The sequence below is a fragment of the Segniliparus rugosus ATCC BAA-974 genome (assembly GCF_000185725.2).
Lineage (GTDB): Bacteria > Actinomycetota > Actinomycetes > Mycobacteriales > Mycobacteriaceae > Segniliparus > Segniliparus rugosus.
This window is the reverse complement of record NZ_KI391953.1, coordinates 900,156-916,109: the sequence shown is the minus strand read 5'-3', so window position 1 is coordinate 916,109 and position 15,954 is coordinate 900,156. Positions and strand designations below refer to the sequence as shown.

Annotated in this window: 11 protein-coding genes and 1 pseudogene; 8 read left to right on the top strand and 4 right to left on the bottom strand. The window is 69.7% G+C overall.

The features are described from left to right. Nucleotides 1–382: 382 nt before the first annotated feature. Nucleotides 383–1,177 carry a DUF1906 domain-containing protein gene (locus HMPREF9336_RS04470; protein ID WP_007469431.1) on the top strand — a complete coding sequence of 265 codons (795 nt, stop codon included), beginning with the start codon at nt 383–385 and terminating at the stop codon, nt 1,175–1,177. Nucleotides 1,178–1,198: 21 nt separating this feature from the next. Here HMPREF9336_RS04470 and HMPREF9336_RS04465 read toward each other — a convergent pair whose 3' ends face one another. From HMPREF9336_RS04465 to HMPREF9336_RS04455, 3 genes are all read right to left on the bottom strand, one after another. Next, nucleotides 1,199–2,185: a Dyp-type peroxidase gene (locus HMPREF9336_RS04465; protein ID WP_007469429.1), complete on the bottom strand. Its 987-nt coding sequence runs from the start codon at nt 2,183–2,185 to the stop codon at nt 1,199–1,201. After that, complete coding sequence (locus HMPREF9336_RS04460; protein WP_007469427.1) at nt 2,182–4,509, bottom strand: FdhF/YdeP family oxidoreductase; 2,328 nt, start codon at nt 4,507–4,509, stop codon at nt 2,182–2,184. Before HMPREF9336_RS04460 ends, HMPREF9336_RS04465 begins: the two co-directional genes overlap by 4 nt. A 295-nt stretch (nt 4,510–4,804) precedes the next feature. Further along, nucleotides 4,805–5,278 (bottom strand): hypothetical protein, encoded by a 474-nt coding sequence (locus tag HMPREF9336_RS04455; RefSeq protein WP_007469425.1) that lies wholly within the window; start codon nt 5,276–5,278, stop codon nt 4,805–4,807. 206 nt (nt 5,279–5,484) lie between these two features. Here HMPREF9336_RS04455 and HMPREF9336_RS04450 point away from each other — a divergent pair, with 206 nt between their 5' ends. From HMPREF9336_RS04450 to HMPREF9336_RS04425, 6 genes and pseudogenes are all read left to right on the top strand, one after another. Beyond that, nucleotides 5,485–6,567, top strand: a complete 1,083-nt coding sequence (locus HMPREF9336_RS04450) for an acetate/propionate family kinase (RefSeq protein ID WP_007469423.1) — start codon at nt 5,485–5,487, stop codon at nt 6,565–6,567. Nucleotides 6,568–6,698: 131 nt separating this feature from the next. Continuing rightward, entirely contained in the window at nt 6,699–7,316 is a 618-nt protein-coding gene (locus HMPREF9336_RS04445; protein ID WP_007469422.1) for a CBS domain-containing protein, read from the top strand. 37 nt (nt 7,317–7,353) lie between these two features. Then, a complete protein-coding gene (locus HMPREF9336_RS04440) occupies nt 7,354–8,265 on the top strand; it encodes a universal stress protein (protein ID WP_021030096.1) in 912 nt (303 codons plus the stop codon). Further along, nucleotides 8,265–10,712: pseudogene (locus HMPREF9336_RS04435) on the top strand (phosphoketolase family protein). Before HMPREF9336_RS04440 ends, HMPREF9336_RS04435 begins: the two are co-directional and overlap by 1 nt. Continuing rightward, nucleotides 10,709–11,365 carry a response regulator transcription factor gene (locus HMPREF9336_RS04430; protein WP_007469416.1) on the top strand — a complete coding sequence of 219 codons (657 nt, stop codon included), beginning with the start codon at nt 10,709–10,711 and terminating at the stop codon, nt 11,363–11,365. Before HMPREF9336_RS04435 ends, HMPREF9336_RS04430 begins: the two are co-directional and overlap by 4 nt. A 37-nt stretch (nt 11,366–11,402) precedes the next feature. Continuing rightward, nucleotides 11,403–13,112: a sensor histidine kinase gene (locus HMPREF9336_RS04425; RefSeq protein WP_007469414.1), complete on the top strand. Its 1,710-nt coding sequence runs from the start codon at nt 11,403–11,405 to the stop codon at nt 13,110–13,112. Between the two features lie 70 nt (nt 13,113–13,182). On the opposite strand, the gene HMPREF9336_RS04420 is transcribed toward HMPREF9336_RS04425, so the two are convergent. Continuing rightward, nucleotides 13,183–14,625 (bottom strand): bifunctional aminoglycoside phosphotransferase/ATP-binding protein, encoded by a 1,443-nt coding sequence (locus tag HMPREF9336_RS04420; RefSeq protein ID WP_040585027.1) that lies wholly within the window; start codon nt 14,623–14,625, stop codon nt 13,183–13,185. Nucleotides 14,626–14,865: 240 nt separating this feature from the next. On the opposite strand from HMPREF9336_RS04420, the gene HMPREF9336_RS04415 reads away from it, so the two are divergent. Beyond that, entirely contained in the window at nt 14,866–15,894 is a 1,029-nt protein-coding gene (locus HMPREF9336_RS04415; RefSeq protein ID WP_007469410.1) for an Acg family FMN-binding oxidoreductase, read from the top strand. The last annotated feature ends 60 nt before the right edge of the window (nt 15,895–15,954 follow it).

Below are 15,954 nucleotides of genomic sequence, written 5' to 3'. Positions count from 1 at the left end.
GACCCGGCTCGGGTCGTAAACCTATGACCCGAGCCGGGTCATAGAGCCATTACGCCACAGCCGCGCTTATTTCGCGCTCGGAAAGTATCGAAATTTATCCGACAGTTATCATACTTATTTTTCCAGGATATTTACGGCATTTATTACCCAGACGGATAAGCGGGCACAGGGTAATGCCGATAATGCTCACGCTGCCGCTTTTCTCCGAGAGAAATCAGCTCGCGCCAAAATGCGTGCTTTCTCCGCCAAAATATGCGCCACGCCGATGGCCCATATTCTCCATATTCTACAGATTATCCACGTCACATAAATTATCGAGAATTGCACAGGACATATTCCCCGTGGCCGGCCGCCTCCAGCGCGAGATTGCTATCATCGCTCGATGCGCGACTCGTCGGCGGCAGGAAGCCGAGGAACTCCCCTCGTGTCCAGGCGCGAGGCCCTCCGGTACGCCGCCGCCGCGCCGGTCCTCGCGGCCCTCCCGGCCTCCTTCGCGCCGACCGCCTCGGCGGACGGCCCGAAGCTCGTCGACTTCACCGAACGGCTGGTCGGCGTTGACCAGATCAAGGCGGCGGGCTACCAAGGCGCGCTCGTCTACGTGTCCGAGCTTCGACCGACCGCGAACTTCGACTTCAAACCCGTCACCCGCGAGTACGCGGACGCGCTGCGCGCGGCGGGGCTGCATGTCGTCAGCTGCTACCAGTACGGCAAACCCGCAGAGCCCACCCCATCGGACTTCACCCGAGGCTACGACGGCGGCGTCGCCGACGCGCAGACCGCGCTGCGGCTGCACAAAGCCGCAGGCGGGCCGGATACCGCGCCGATCTTCTTCGCCGTGGACGAGGACATCGACCAGCACACTTGGAAAACCGTCGCGGTCCACTGGTTCCAAGGCATAGGCTCGGTGCTCGGCTTCGACCGCACCGGTGTCTACGGCCACGCGCGGACCTGCGGCTGGGCGATCGCCGACAACGTCGTCGGGCACTCGACGACCGAGGGCCACAGGTGGGCTTGGCAGACCCGAGCGTGGTCCGGCGGGGCGCGCGAGCCCGCCGCGGTGCTGTATCAGAGCGCGGTCAACACCGCGTCGAGCCCTGGGCCCCTCGTCGACGGCGTGCACGTGGACGTGGACGACGTGCTCGCCGCCGACTTCGGGCAGTGGGATCTGCGGCGGTAGCAGAGGCGGGCGCGCGCTGGATCAGCGCCCGAGGCTCGCGCGGGCCCCCGCCGGGGCCTTGGGCGGATCCTCGAGGAAGCTCTGGGTGGGGACGAAGAACAAGGAGCCGGTCACCGCAGTGGAGAAATCGAGCACGTGGTCGTAGTTCCCCGGCGGGGAGCCGACGAACATGTTCGCGAGCATCGTCTCGATGACGCCGGGGTCGTTCGTGTAGCCGATGAAATAGGTGCCGAACTCCCCGCTCTGGAAGCTGCCGAACGGCATGTTGACCCGCACGATCTTCTGCTCGACTCCGCGCTCGTCCGTCACCGAGTTGAGGACGATGTGCGCGTTCGACCGCTTGCGCTCGTCCGGTATCTCGATGTCGTCCAGCTTGCCCCGGCCGATGATCTGCTCCTGCTCCTCGACAGGGACGCGGCCCCAGGCTTCCAGATCGTGCAGGTACTTCTGGACGACGACATAGCTCGCGCCCGCGAAGTCCGGATCCTGCTCGGCGGTGACGCTGATCGCGGCGGTCGCCGCCGTGCCGCTCGGGTTCTCGGTGCCCTCGACGAAGCCGAGCAGATCCCGCTCCTCGAAGGAGCGGAACGCGCGCACCTCGTCCACCACCCGCACCGCGCCGCCCAACTGTTTGAGCGTCTGCGCCGCCATCTCGAAGGACAAGAACGTCCGCTGAGCGCGAATGTGCAGCAGCAGATCGCCGGGAGTGGACACCGACGCGTGCCTTGCCCCGGCGAACTCCGGGAGCACGTGCAGCTTCGCGGGCTTCGGCCCCGAGTACAAACGGTCCCAGGCGAGCGAGCCGATGCCCGCCACGCACGACAGCCCGCCGTCCGGGCGGCGCGCCCGCACCGCGCGTTGGATGTTCGCCAACCGGGACAGCACGTCGCGCACGACCTCCTCGCCGCCGTCCTCGACCGAGAGGACCAGGAAGATCGCGGACTCCTCCGCAAGGGTCTGCACCGGCTGCGCCGCCGCGGCCTCGGAAGCCGCGCCGTCCGGACTCACCCGGCCGCCGGGGCCGAGGACTTGGTGACTCGGACCGCGACATGCTTCATCAACGGCTGGTCGCTCTGCCCGCTCTGCTCCGCCAAACCGCACAGGACGTTCAGCTCCGGCATGTAGCCGATCACGTTGCCGCGCGGAATCTTGTAGGCCACGGCCTGGTAGCCGGTCACCTTCCGCGTCCTGCCATCGCGGGAGAAGCTCTCGATGTCGATGCGGGCGAACTCCTCGAAGCCGCGCTCGGCCATGTCCTCGGCGTTCATAAACAGGACCGTGCGCGAATTCTTGACGCCACGGTACCGGTCGTTGTTCGAGTAGATCGTGGTGTTCCACTGGTCGTGGGAGCGCTGCGTCGCCAGCATCAGCTGCCCTGTGGGGAGTTCGATGTCCGGCAGGGCCGCAGCGTGGAACTCGGCCTTCCCGGTCTTGGTCCGAAAGACCCGGTCCCGCGCGGGCTGCGCGATGCGGAACCCCAACGGCTCGCGCACGCGCCGGTTGAAGCCGTCGAACCCCTCGATCGCCTCCGCCATCACGTCGCGGATGCGGTCGTAGTCCTCCGCGAACCACGCCCACGGGGTCTTCGACTCCGGCAGCGTGGCGCTCGCCATGCCCGCGAGGATCGCGACTTCGGAGCGCAGGTGCGGGCTCGCGGGTTTGCGCTTGCCCTGCGAGAGGTTGACGTAGCTCATAGCGTCTTCCGCAGTCACCTGCTGGTTGCCGTTGATCCCAAGATCCTGCTCCGTCCTGCCGAAACAGGGCAGGATGAGCGCCGCGCGGCCGTGGACGAGATGGCTCCGGTTGAGCTTCGTGCTCACCTGCACCGTGAGCTCGGCTCTCCGCAGGGCGCGGAACGCCAGCTCGGTGTCCGGGACGGCGAGCACGAAGTTGCCGCCCAACGCGACGAACACTTTGACCGTCCCGTCGAGCAGCCCTTTGAGCGTGTCCACCGTGTCCAAACCCCGCTCACGAGGCGAGACGACGCCCGCGACCGCGTCGAACCGGGCGAGCCATTCTTCGGCGGGCCGGTTGTCGATGCCGCAGGTGCGGTTGCCCTGCACATTGCTGTGCCCTCGGACCGGGGACGGCCCCGAGCCGAGCTTGCCGATATGGCCCCGCAACATCAGGACGTTCACGATCTCGCGGATCGTGTCCACCGAATTCTCATGCTGCGTGACGCCGAGGCACCACGAGACGATGGCGCGCTCGGCGCGCAGATACCGGTCCGCCAGCTCGCGCAGCGTCTCCTCCGCGACGCCCGACCCCCGAACCAGCTCCGCCCAGCTGGTCCGCGCCACAGCCGCGCGGTACTCCTCGAACCCAGCGGTGTGCTCCGCGATGAAGTCCCGGTCGAGCACGTCGGGGTCGGCCTCCGCGCGCTCGAACGCGACCTTGGCGATCGAGCGCAGCACCGCCATGTCGCCGCCGATCCGGACCTGGACGTCCAGATCGCCGATCTTCGTGGCCCGCAGGAGCGCCATGTCGAGGAAGTCGTGCGGGACGATCGTGTCGCGCGCGGCGGCTTCGATCATCGGATTGATATGGATGATCTGCGCGCCGCGTTTGGAAGCCTCCCCGAGGGAGGTGAGCATGCGCGGCGCGTTCGAGGCCGCGTTCACGCCTATGATGAGGAACAGGTCGGCGTGCTCCCAGTCCGGGAGGTCGCACAGGCCTTTGCCCGTCCCAAGGGCGGCTTCGAGCGCGCGCCCGGAGGCCTCGTGGCACATGTTCGAACAGTCGGGGAGGTTGTTCGTCCCGAACTCCCGCGCCCACCACTGATAGAGAAAAGTGGCCTCGTTGCTCAACCGGCCCGACGTGTAAAAACTCGCCTGGTGCGGGCTGTCCAGACCCCGGAGAGCGTCGCCCACCAGGCGGAACGCCTCGTCCCATGAGATCGGAACATACTTATCCGACCCCTCGTCGTAGACGAGAGGCTCGGTGAGCCTGCCCGCCTCCTCCAGCTCGTAGTCGGTCCACGCAGACAACTCGGCGACCGTGTGCCTTTCGAAGAACGAGGCGTCCACGCGCTTCGGCGTCATCTCCCACGTCGTGTGCTTGACCCCGTTCTCGCACAGATCCAGCATCAGCCCGTGGCGGTCGTCCGGCCAGGCGCAGCCCGGACAATCGAAGCCCTTCCCCTCATGATTCATCCGCAGCATCCCGGCGGTTCCCGCGACCGGCCTCCGGTTCTTGATCAGCACGCCCCCCACGCTGAACGCGGCGCCCCAGCCCGCGGCCGGATGCGTGTAATCGCGTTGAGAGAGCTCGCCGTCCTGCCGAGGACCTCGGCCATTGTTGAAATCGTCTGCTATCTCGCTGCCCTGGGCCATAGAGCACCTCTCATCGCGCGGATTAAGAACCCGACGCACACGCCCGATCGCAGAAGCTGCGAGAGCGGGGAGCGTCTGGCCAGGGACCACTCTACCTCGCGCGGCGCTGCGCCGCCCGCCGACGAAAGGCGGCCCGAGCGCCCGTTCCTCAGATCGGCTGGAGCGCTCAGCTCCGTGGACGGGATCTGTCGTTGCAGTTCGCCCATGGAAGCCGGATCGCTGACGCGCGCGCCAACCCCGGTTTTCGACATCGGCCGCCTCCGCCGACGATCTCCGCCTCGGACCGCCGAGCACGTCACGCCGCGTGGGAGACATGGGACGGCCTGCCCCTGTCGTTCTCTGCGCGCTCGGCCTGGTCGCGCCTGCGCGGAGCCCAGCCGACATACACCAGGTACAGTCCGGCGAGCTCGGCGGCGGCCAAGCCCGCGAACCAAGCCGGCCCCCCGATGACGGTCTTGGCGAACGCCAGATAGCTCGTGGGGAAGACCATCAGGGCCAGTCCTTTCAGCGCGGTCAGCGCGCCCAGCGCCGACACCATCACAGCCGCCGCACCGCGCCAATACGGATGCAATGCGAGGACGATGACACCGCAGAGCAAGACGAACGCGCCGGTCACCCACGCCCACCATAGGCTTTGGCCGGGACTGGCCAACAGCCCCCGCAAATCCGAGGCGCGCGACCCCGCTGCGGCCATGACGATGACAAGGTACGGGCCGAGCACGCGGGCAAACGCGCGCGTCGTGGTCTCGAGCTGCTGTGAAACGATCATCAGAGTGCCTCCATTCGACGGATGTTATGGACGGCGGCGGCCCTGCCGCCGTCGCCAGAGCCTTTACGAGGCTCCCGCTGCTCATCGAACGCCTGGCGACCGCGCCGGGACAGGGCCGAAAGACCCCTGTGCGCGGGACTTCGGTCGGCGCGCGTCGCGCGCGGTCGGCCCTTGCCGAGAGGCGCTCGGGGGCGGAGCCTGGTGCTATGCGCGTGCTCGTCGTCAATCCCGGCTCCTCCAGCGTGAAATTGTCCGTCGTCGAGAACGGGGAGCAGCTCGCCGAAGCCGCGTTGCGCGGCGAGGCGGTCGGCCAGGCGCGGGACCGGATGCTCGAACTCGCGGACACATGGGGTCCGGAGCTGGTCGGGGTCCGCTTCGTGCACGGCGGCGAACAGCACGAGCCGGCCGTCTACAACGAAAGGACGCGAGACCGACTGGCGGCGCTGACCTGGCTGGCCCCGCTGCACCAGCCGCTCTCGCTCCAGCTCGCCGATTTCGCCGCGCGGCGGCTGGCCGCGCCGGTCGTGGCGTGCTTCGACACCGCGTTCCACGCCCAGATGCCTGAGGCCGCCGCGCGCTACGCCCTTCCTCGCGAGTGGACGGCGGCGTTTGGGCTGCGCCGCTACGGGTTCCATGGCCTGTCCTGCGCGCACGCGCTGCGCAGAGCGGCGGAGCTGCTCGGCGCGCAGCAGGAGGATCTAGGGCTGGTGTGCTGCCATATCGGCGCGGGGGTCTCCGCGACGGCTGTCGAGGGCGGCCGAGGCGTCGACACGTCCATGGGCCTCACGCCGTTGGAGGGCGCGGTCATGGCCACCCGATCCGGCAGCGTCGACCCCGGATTGCTGCTGCGGCTGCTCGACACGAAGGCGGTGGACGTGCGGGAGATGGGCGAGGTGCTTGAGCGCGGCAGCGGCCTCGCGGGGATGACCGGCACGAGCGGGGACATCCGCGAGGTGCTCGCGCTGCGAACGGCGGGCGATCCGGACGCGACGCTGGCGGTGGACGTGTACCTGCACCGGCTGCGCCGCGAGATCGCGGCCCAGTCCGCCGCGCTGCGGCGGCTCGACGCGGTCGTGCTCACGGGCGGGGTGGCCGAGCACCAGCCCGCCCTGATGGGAGAGCTTGTCGGCGGTTTGGGAGCGCTCGGCCTCCGCGCCGACCCCGAGCTGCTGCGCGGGAGCGGCGATCGGACCGTCAGTCCCCCCGGAGCCTCTCCGCGAGTGCTGATGCTCGCCGCGCGCGAGGAGCTGGAAATCGCCAGGGAGGCGGAGCAGGCCGTTCCTCGGTGAGCGCCGGGAGCCGCCGATGCCCCAAGTCCCCGCAGGAAAGGACTTTCGGCCATATCCCGACAGGCACGGCGAGCAATAGCGTCAGAGGCATCAGGAAAAGCCGCCCAACCACGAACCGCCGGGAGAGCGCCATGCGAGCACAAGACATCATGACCACGCCGGTCGTCACCGTCACGCAGGACACGTCGATCCATGCGGCGACGGCCCTCCTCGCGCGGCGGGGATTCACAAGCGTGCCCGTGCTCGACAAGGACGAGCGTCTGGTCGGCATGGTCGGCGAGCGCGAGCTGATGCGCGCGCAAGCGTCGTTGAGCACAAGCCCGGTCGTCTCGACCGTGGAGTCGGCGATGCGCCGCCAATCCACCGGCCTGAGCCCGTGGAGCCCGCCCGCCGAAATGGCGGCCATGATGGCCGACGACGGCGCGCGGAGCGTCCCCGTCCTGCAAGACGCGCATGTCGTCGGCATCGTCACCCGCCGCGACCTGCTCAAAGCACTTGCCCGCGACGAGCAGGAGATCCTCGGCGACATCCGCGACCGGCTCGCCTGCTACGCCCAAGCCGAGCGCTGGGTCGTCGAGGTGCGCGACGGGAAAGTGTCGGTCGAAGGCGACATCAGCGATGTCGAGGACCCGGTCGTCGTCGCCGGGCTCATCGACTCGGTGCCCGGCGTGACCGGCGTGAGCCTGGTCAACACCGTGAGCGGCAGCCTTGAGAACACGAAAACCGGCGGCGGCCTGCCGCTGGACTGAACCCCAGCCCGGCCAATCCAAGAAGGAGAACAAGACCATGAACACCACGCACGAAGAGCCCATGATCCACGTCGGAGTCGACGGCTCCGTCGCGTCGGTCTGCGCCGTCCGCTGGGCAGCGCAGGAGGCCCGGCGGCGCAACGTGCCGCTGCGCCTGGTCCACTCGGTGGACTACACCGGCATCGCGTTCGGCTACAACCTCGGCTTCTCCCAAAGCTTCTTCGACGCCATGGAGAACGACACCAAAGCGTTCCTGGCCGAGGCCGGGCGGGAGGCCCGCGCGGTCTACCCGAACATCGAGATCCACGTGAAACAGTTGACCGGGCCCCCGGCCTCGGCGCTGATCGAGGCGTCGAAGCACGCGCTGCTCACCGTCGTCGGGGCGAGGGGGACCGGCGGCTTCGCCGAACTCCTCGCAGGCTCGGTGGCCATCGACCTCGCCGCGCGGGCGCACAGCCCGGTGGCCGTCGTGCGCGCGGGGGACGGCGCGGCCCGCTCGGCGGGCCCGGTGGTCGTGGGCGTCGACGGCTCGCCGACGAGCGAAGAAGCCGTGGCGTGGGCCTTCGAGGAGGCCTCGTTCCGCCATGCCGACCTCGTCGCGATGCACGCCTGGGCGGAGCTGCCTTCCCCGACCATCTACACCTACGGGACCGAGTATCTCGCAGACTGGGACGACGCCAAGAACCGGCATGAGGAAATCCTCGCCGAGCGGCTCGCGGGCTGGCAGGAGAAGTATCCAGACGTGCGGGTGCACCGGGAGGTCGTCAGCTGGTCCCCGAAAGAGACCCTCGTCCGGCATTCGCAGAAGGCGCAGCTGATCGTCGTCGGCGGCAGAGGGAGGGGCGAGTTCGTCGGCGCGCTCCTCGGCTCGACCGGGCGCGCGCTCGTCCACCACGCGGCCTGCCCCGTCCTCATCGTCCGCCCGCGCACCGCCCAGAAGGAGCAGTGATGACCGCCGTCGCCAGCGGCCCGTCCGAGACGCACGGCTCCGCGCCGGAGCCGCTCGCCGACGAGCGGCTCCGGCAGGTGGACGCGCACTGGCGCGCCGCCAACTATCTGACCGTCGGCCAGATCTACCTCATGGACAACCCGCTCCTACGCGAGCCGCTCACGCCCGCGCAGATCAAACCGCGCCTTTTAGGCCACTGGGGCACCTCGCCGGGGCTCAACTTCGTCTACACGCACTTGAACAGGGCGATCTGCGACCACGGCACGAACCTCATGTACGTGATCGGCCCCGGCCACGGCGGTCCCGCGCTCTTCGCCAACGCCTGGCTGGAGGGCAGCTACAGCGAGGTGCGCCCGGATGTCCCCAGGGACGCGGCTGGGATGCGCACGCTGTTCCGCGAGTTCTCCTTCCCCGGCGGGACGCCGAGCCACGTGGCCCCCCGAGGTGCCAGGCTCCATCCACGAGGGCGGGGAACTCGGCTACTCCCTCGCCCACGCGTACGGGGCCGCGCTCGACAACCCCGACCTCGTCGTCGCCTGCGTGGTCGGCGACGGCGAGGCCGAGACCGGGCCGCTCGCGGCGAGCTGGCACGCGAACAAGTTCCTCGACCCCGGACACGACGGCGCGGTCCTGCCGATCCTGCACCTGAACGGCTACAAGATCGCGAACCCGACGGTGCTCTCGCGGATCCGCCCCAGAGAGCTCGAAGCCCTGCTGCGCGGCTACGGCCACGACCCGATCCACGTGGAGGGGAGCGATCCGGCCTCGATGCACCAGCAGATGGCCGCCGCAGTGGACGAGGCGCTGCGCAAGATCCAGACCATCCAGTTCCTCGCGCGGTTCGGCAAGCTGCCCACGCGCGGCGGCGACCGCCCCGCCTGGCCGATGATCGTGCTGCGCACCCCGAAGGGCTGGACCGGCCCCGCCGAAGTGGACGGCCTCCCTGTGGAGGGCACGTGGCGCGCGCACCAAGTGCCCCTCGCCCGCGTGCGGGAAGACGCCGGGCATCGGCGGCAGCTCGAAGCGTGGCTGCGCTCGTACCGCCCCGAGGAGCTCTTCGACGAGCACGGCCGCCCCGCCGCCGAAGTGACCGCGCTCATCCCCTCCGGGCGGAGCAGCGCATGGGGGCGAACCGGCACGCCAACGGCGGGCGGCTCCTGCGCCCGCTGGACCTCCCCGCGCCCGAGGAGTTCTCCGTCGAAATCGACCGCCCTGGCGCGACTGCCGCCGAGCCGACCCGCCAGCTCGGAAAATACCTCCGGGCAGTGATCGAGCGCAACGCGCACGCGCGCAATTTCCGGCTGTTCGGGCCGGACGAGACCGCCTCCAACCGCCTCGACGACGTGTACGCCGTCACCGACAAACAGTGGGAGGCGGCGATCCTGCCGACAGACGAGCACCTCGACCGCGACGGCAGGGTGCTCGAAATCCTCTCCGAGCATCTGTGCCAAGGATGGTTGGAGGGCTACCTGCTCACCGGGCGGCACGGGCTCTTCTCCTGCTACGAGGCATTCGCGCACATCGTGGACTCGATGGCGAACCAGCACGCCAAGTGGCTGAAGACGGCCAAGGAGCTGCCCTGGCGGGCCCCGATCGCCTCGCTCAACTACCTGATCACCTCGCATGTGTGGCGCCAGGACCACAACGGGTTCTCCCACCAGGACCCCGGCTTCATCGACCACGTTGCGAACAAACGCGCCGACGTGGCCCGGATCTACCTCCCGCCGGACGCGAACACGCTGTTGTCGGTGGCGGCGCACTGCCTGGCCAGCCGCGACTACATCAACGTGATCGTCGCGGGCAAGAACAACTCGCCGGTGTGGCTCACCGCCGAGGAGGCCGCCGCGCACTGCGCGCGCGGGGCCGGGGTCTTCGAATGGGCCTCGAACGAGGCCGACGGCGAGCTTGACGCGGTGCTCGCCTGCGCGGGCGACGTCCCCACCGTCGAAGTGCTCGCCGCCGCCGCGATCCTGCGCGACTGGCTGCCGTCCCTGAAGGTCCGCGTGGTGAACGTGGTGGACCTGTTCCGGCTGCAATCCCCGGACCAGCACCCGCACGGCATGTCCGACGCGGAGTACGACGCGCTCTTCCCGGTCGGCAAGCCCGTCGTCTTCGCCTACCACGGCTACCCCTCGCTCATCCACCGCCTCGCGTATCGGCGATCCGGGCACCGCGACCTGCATGTGCGCGGCTATCTCGAAGAAGGCGCCACAACCACGCCCTTCGACATGCTGGTGCGCAACAAGATGGACCGCTTCCAGCTGGTCGTCGACATCGTGGACCGCGTGGACCGGTTGCAGGAGCCGCATTTCGAGGGGATCGCCGCCGAGCTGCGCCAGAGCATGCTCGACGAGCAGCAGCGCCACCGGAAATGGATCCTCGCGTACGGCGAAGACCTGCCCGAAGTGCGAAACTGGACGTGGACGCTGAAAGGAGACGGCACATGATCACCGTGTTCCTCGTGGACGACCACGAGGTGGTGCGCCGGGGAGTCGCCGAGATGCTGGAGGAGGACGACGGGCTGACCGTGGTCGGCCAAGCCGCCACCGTCGCCGAGGCGCTGGCCCGGATCCCCGCCGCGCGCCCGGACGTGGCGGTGCTCGACATGCGCCTGCCCGACGGCAACGGCATCGAGCTCTGCCGCGAGCTGCGCTCCAAACTGCCGGGGCTGCACTGCCTCATGCTCACCTCCTACACCGACGAGCACGCCATGTTGGACGCCATTCTTGCCGGGGCTGGCGGATACGTCATCAAGGACATCAAAGGCATGGAGCTAGTCGCCGCCGTGCGGGCTGTGGGCTCGGGCAAGTCGCTGCTCGACAACCGGGCTGCGGCCGCGCTCATGCACCGGCTGCGGACGAAGGCGCAAGGGCATTCGCCGCTCGACGCGCTCAGCGCGCAAGAGCGCACGCTGCTCGACCTGATCGGCGAAGGGCTGACCAACCGGCAGATCGCAGGGCGAATGTTCCTCGCGGAGAAAACCGTCAAGAACTACGTGTCGCGGCTCTTGGCCAAGCTCGACGTCGAGCGGCGCACCCAAGCCGCCGTCTTGGTCACGAGCCTGCACGCGAGGGAGGGCCGCAGCCCCTCGGCGGGATAGCCGCGCGCTGCGGCCGGAGCCCGCCCATAATGATGACGTGACCGAACGCCGGGCGGGCGAAGGACTCGCCCAAACGCAACTGCGCGAACTGCTCGTCGAGATCCAAGAGCGGATCGAAGAGATCGTCGCAGACTCGCAGACCCGCATGGCCGGGCTTCTCGACGCGGTGGTCGCGGTGAGCTCCGGGCTCGAACTCGACGTGACGCTGCACAAGATCGTGCGAGCCGCGATCGACCTCGTCAACGCGCGCTACGGCGCCCTCGGGGTGCTCGGTCGGGACGGGACGCTCTCCCAGTTCGTGCACGTGGGGATCGACGAAGCCACAAGGGAGCTGATCGGGCCGCTGCCCACCGGGCGCGGGGTGCTCGGCGTGGTGATCGACGAGGCCAAACCGCTGCGCCTGGCGGACATCAGCGAGCACCCCGCGTCCATCGGGTTCCCGCCGAACCACCCGCCGATGCGCACTTTCCTCGGGGTTCCGGTGGAAGTGCGCGGGCAAGTGTTCGGCCGACTGTACCTCGCCGAGAAGCACGGCGGACACCAGTTCACCGAGGACGACGAAGTCGTGGTGCGCACGTTGGCGAGCGCGGCGGGCATCGCGATCGAGAACGCCCGCCTCTACGCGCAAGCGCGCAAGCGCCAACAGTGGCTGCAGGCGACCGCCGAGATCACAGCGGAGCTGCTGCGCGGAACCGACCTGCCCCAGGCACTGCGCTTGATCGCGGTGCGGTCCGCGAGCCTGGTGGGAGCCGATTACGCCCTGATCGCCCTCCCCGACGACCTCCTCGCGGGACCCGAGGAGGTCCAAGAGCTCAGGTTCGTCGCCTGTTCGGGGTTGGACGAGCGGACCATGATCGGTATGACGGTCCCCGTCGAAGGGTCCACCTCTGGGACGGTGTTCCAAAACCGCGCGCCGCGCAGCGTGTCGGCGCTCGCCCTCGATCTGAGCGAGCAGACGGGGATCGCGTTCGGGCCGGCTTTGGTGCTGCCGTTGCGCAGCGCCGAGTCGGTCACAGGCGTGCTGCTTTTGATCCGCTCGGCGGGGGCCGCGCCGTTCGGCGAGGACCAGCTGGACGCCGTCGCCTCGTTCGCCGACCAGGCCGCCCTCGCGCTGGAGCAGGCGGAGATCCGTTCGGCCAAACACGAGCTGGATGTGCTCGCCGAGCGGGACCGGATCGCTCGCGACCTGCACGACCACGTCATCCAGCAGCTTTTCGCCATCGGCCTGAGCATGCAGAGCACCCAGCGGCGGTCCCAGAGGATCCCGGAGGTGGCGGGGCGGTTGACCGAGCACGTCGACCAGCTCCACGACATCATCCAAGACATCCGCACAGCGATCTTCGACCTGCACGCCGCCAACCGGGGCGAGACCTCGTTGCGGTCGTCGGTGCGCGCCGTGGTCGCGAAGCTCACCGACGACAGCGGTCTACGTGTCACCGTGCACATGACCGGACCGTTGGATGTGGTGCCCGAGAGCATCGCCCGCGACGGCGAAGCGGTCCTGCGCGAAGCGGTGAGCAACGCGGTCCGCCACGCCAGCGCCTCAGAGCTGTCGGTCGCCGTCTCGGTCGACGACCACTTTGTGATCGAGGTGGTCGACAACGGCGTGGGGATTCCCGAAGCGGTCGCCCACAGCGGGTTGCGCAACCTCGCCGAACGGGCGTTGGCCCACGGCGGACAGTTCGAGGCGGCCAGCGTCGCGACCGGCGGCACCCGCCTATTTTGGCGCGTCCGCCTGCCGCAGTAAGCAGGCTCCGGTCGGCTTCGTGGGCGGTTCTGCTCGCGGCGCTCATGCCGCGCGCCTTCCGGGATGGCGCTCACCGCAGGTGGCGGGCAGCTTGGACCCACGCCTCAAGCGCGGCCCGCAGCGCCGCGCCGGGCTCTGCGGCGGTGTCCACCTCCGACGAGGTCGGCCAGGGCCGCATGTCCGCCGCCATGTCCCGCGCGATCTCGGCCGTCGCGTCCGATCGGCTCTGCCTCCGCGCGGCGATACGCCGCCACGCCACATCCTGAGGGGCGACGCAGCGCAGCTCCACCAGCGCGGCGCTGCTCTCCTCGGCGAGACGCGCCGCCAGCTCCCGTTGCTCAGCTTGGACCCAGGATGCATCGAGGACCACCGAAGCCCCGCCCGCCAAAGCGCCCCGAGCGCGGTCGAGCATGGTCCGGTACACCTTCGCGGCGGCCTCCGGCGCGTACAGGCCCCGCCCGTACTGCCCGGCCTCGCCCGCGATCTCCCCCGACTCCTTCAGCTCGTGGCGCACCTCGTCGCTGGAGACCACAGCGGCTCCGACCTCCCCCGCCAGCGCGGCGGCGAGGGTCGACTTCCCAGTTCCGGGCAGCCCGCCGATCAGGACTAGACGCGCCGCGCCCCGCTCCAAATGGTCCGCCGCCAGCCGCAGATGGCGCAATGCCTCGGCACGCGACTGCGCGTGCCCTTGCCCGAGGCGCACATAGTCCACTTTCGCGCGAACCAGCGCCCGATACGCGATGTAGTGGTGCAGCAGCGACCGGGGGGCGTCGTCCTCGGCTTCGGCGAGGTACTGCTCGAGGAAGCTTTGGCCGAGGTCGGGGCGGCCCAGATATTCGAGGTCCATGGCGAGAAACGCGGCGTCGTCGGCCCCGTCCACGAACCGCAGCCGGTCGTCGAAGTCCAGACAGTCCAGCGCCCGAGGCCCCTCGGGCAGGAGGAAGACGTCGTCCGCGATCAGATCGCCGTGCCCGTCGACGATCCGCCCCCTGGCGATCCGCTCGGCGAACAGTTCCTTGCGCCCCCGCAGATAGCGCAAGGCCAGCTGTTGGATGTGGTCGAGCAGCCCATCGTGCTGGGCTGCTGCCGAGAAGAGGGAGATCTCGGCGAGATTGGCCTGCCATCGGCCCCGGATCGCCTTCACGGAGGCTTGCGCCGCCACCTGCGGGCCGCGCTGGGCCCAGCGGTGAAAGCCCGCGAGCGCCAAGGCAAGCTCGGCCAAGCCCTGCCCGACCGGGGCGCCTTGGCCGACCAGCGTCGAGAGGCGGGCCGTCTCGGGCATGCGCCGCATGACGACGACCGGCTCCGCCGGCCCGCCGACCGGGTCGGTGAGGTGCGCGACCCCGAGGTAGACGTCGGGCGAGAGGCGTCGGTTCAGCTCGGCCTCCCGCGCGCAGGCGAACTCCCGCGCCTCGTGGGTGCTGAAGTCGAGGAAAGCGGTCGTCACCGGCTTTTTGAACTTGTACGCCCGCTCGCCCGCCAAGAGCACCACGCCAGAGTGGGTCTCGCGCATCGCCGCGTACGGCTCCGGCGCGGCGGGAGCCGTCACGCCGTCCTCCGGACGTTCTTCCAACGCAATGTGTGCCATCTCCCGGTCCTCGCTCTCTGTCGCTCCCTCCCTTTGCATCCTGCTCCGTCCCCGAGCGCGGCAGAAGGGGCGAAAGTCCTTCGAGCCAGACGCCTTCGGCCCTAGTTCTCGGCGCGGGCGGGCGGCAGTCTTGAGCCATCGCCGAACCCACGAGGAGGAAGCCGCATGAGCCGCACATTCCCCGACGACCGCACCGTCGCCGCCGTCATCTCGCTCGCCGACCGGGCGCCCTCCCTGCACAACTCGCAGCCGTGGCTGTGGCGCGTCGGCAGGGAGAGCGTGCACCTGTACGCGGACCCCGCACGGCAGCTGCGCGAAGCCGACCCCGACGGCCGCGAACTGCTCATCAGCTGCGGAGCGGCGCTGCACCACGCGAGGCTCGCCTTCGCGGCGCTCGGCTGGCGGGCCGAGACGCGTCGGCTGCCCAACCCCGCCGAACCGGCGCACTTGGCCGCGATCGAGCTGCACCGCCACGACCCCTCCGCCACAGAGGTCATGCTCTGCGCCGCCATCTCCGCCCGCAACTCGGACCGCCGTCGGTTGTCCCCGAGATCAGTTCCCGGACACGTGGTCGAGGCCATGGAGCGCGCGGCAGCGGCAGAGGGGGCGCTGCTCGCCGCCGCCGACAGCATCGCGCGCCGAACGCTGAGCACCGCCGCCGTCGAAGCCGCGGGCCACCACAGCGCCAGTCTCGAATACCGCCGCGAGATCGAACGGTGGACCGGCAAGCACCTGTCGTCCGACGGCGTGCTCGCCGTCAGCACGCCGCCCGTCGCCTCCGGGCCGAACGACATGCCCGACCGCCGTTTCACCGCGCCAGGCCTGTGGCAATCGGCCGCCGCCGACCACTGCTCGGACGACGAGATCAGAGGCTCGGGAGACGTGATCCTCACCCTCAGCACCGCGTTGGACGACCGCGCGGCGCAGCTGCGCGCGGGCGAGGCGACCAGCGCCGCGCTGCTCGCCGCCGCCCAGCGCGGACTCTCGACCTGTCTGCTCACCGAAGCGCTGGAGATCCCCGCGACGCGCTCGCGGATCCGCCGAGAGGTGACCGGCCAGCGCTACCCCCAAGCGATCATCCGCGTCGGATGGCCGCCCGAAGACGGCTCCGCGCTCGCCTCCGCGCCGCGCCGCGCCGCCCACGAGGTCCTGGCCCCGCTCTCCACCGCCCAGCGCTACGAGACACGCCCATGACCGCCGGTCGCCGCCGACCGGAGTGATCACCGCCGTCTGCCACCACAGGCGACGGCCCCG

Bases quoted from the DNA above. Each gene is read 5' to 3' on its own strand.
- HMPREF9336_RS04470 (WP_007469431.1), top strand. From the start codon at position 383: ATGCGCGACTCGTCGGCGGCAGGAAGCCGAGGAACTCCCCTCGTGTCC.
- HMPREF9336_RS04460 (WP_007469427.1), bottom strand. From the start codon at position 4,509: ATGGCCCAGGGCAGCGAGATAGCAGACGATTTCAACAATGGCCGAGGT.
- HMPREF9336_RS04455 (WP_007469425.1), bottom strand. From the start codon at position 5,278: ATGATCGTTTCACAGCAGCTCGAGACCACGACGCGCGCGTTTGCCCGC.
- HMPREF9336_RS04450 (WP_007469423.1), top strand. From the start codon at position 5,485: ATGCGCGTGCTCGTCGTCAATCCCGGCTCCTCCAGCGTGAAATTGTCC.
- HMPREF9336_RS04445 (WP_007469422.1), top strand. From the start codon at position 6,699: ATGCGAGCACAAGACATCATGACCACGCCGGTCGTCACCGTCACGCAG.
- HMPREF9336_RS04440 (WP_021030096.1), top strand. From the start codon at position 7,354: ATGAACACCACGCACGAAGAGCCCATGATCCACGTCGGAGTCGACGGC.
- HMPREF9336_RS04430 (WP_007469416.1), top strand. From the start codon at position 10,709: ATGATCACCGTGTTCCTCGTGGACGACCACGAGGTGGTGCGCCGGGGA.
- HMPREF9336_RS04420 (WP_040585027.1), bottom strand. From the start codon at position 14,625: ATGCGCGAGACCCACTCTGGCGTGGTGCTCTTGGCGGGCGAGCGGGCG.
- HMPREF9336_RS04415 (WP_007469410.1), top strand. From the start codon at position 14,866: ATGAGCCGCACATTCCCCGACGACCGCACCGTCGCCGCCGTCATCTCG.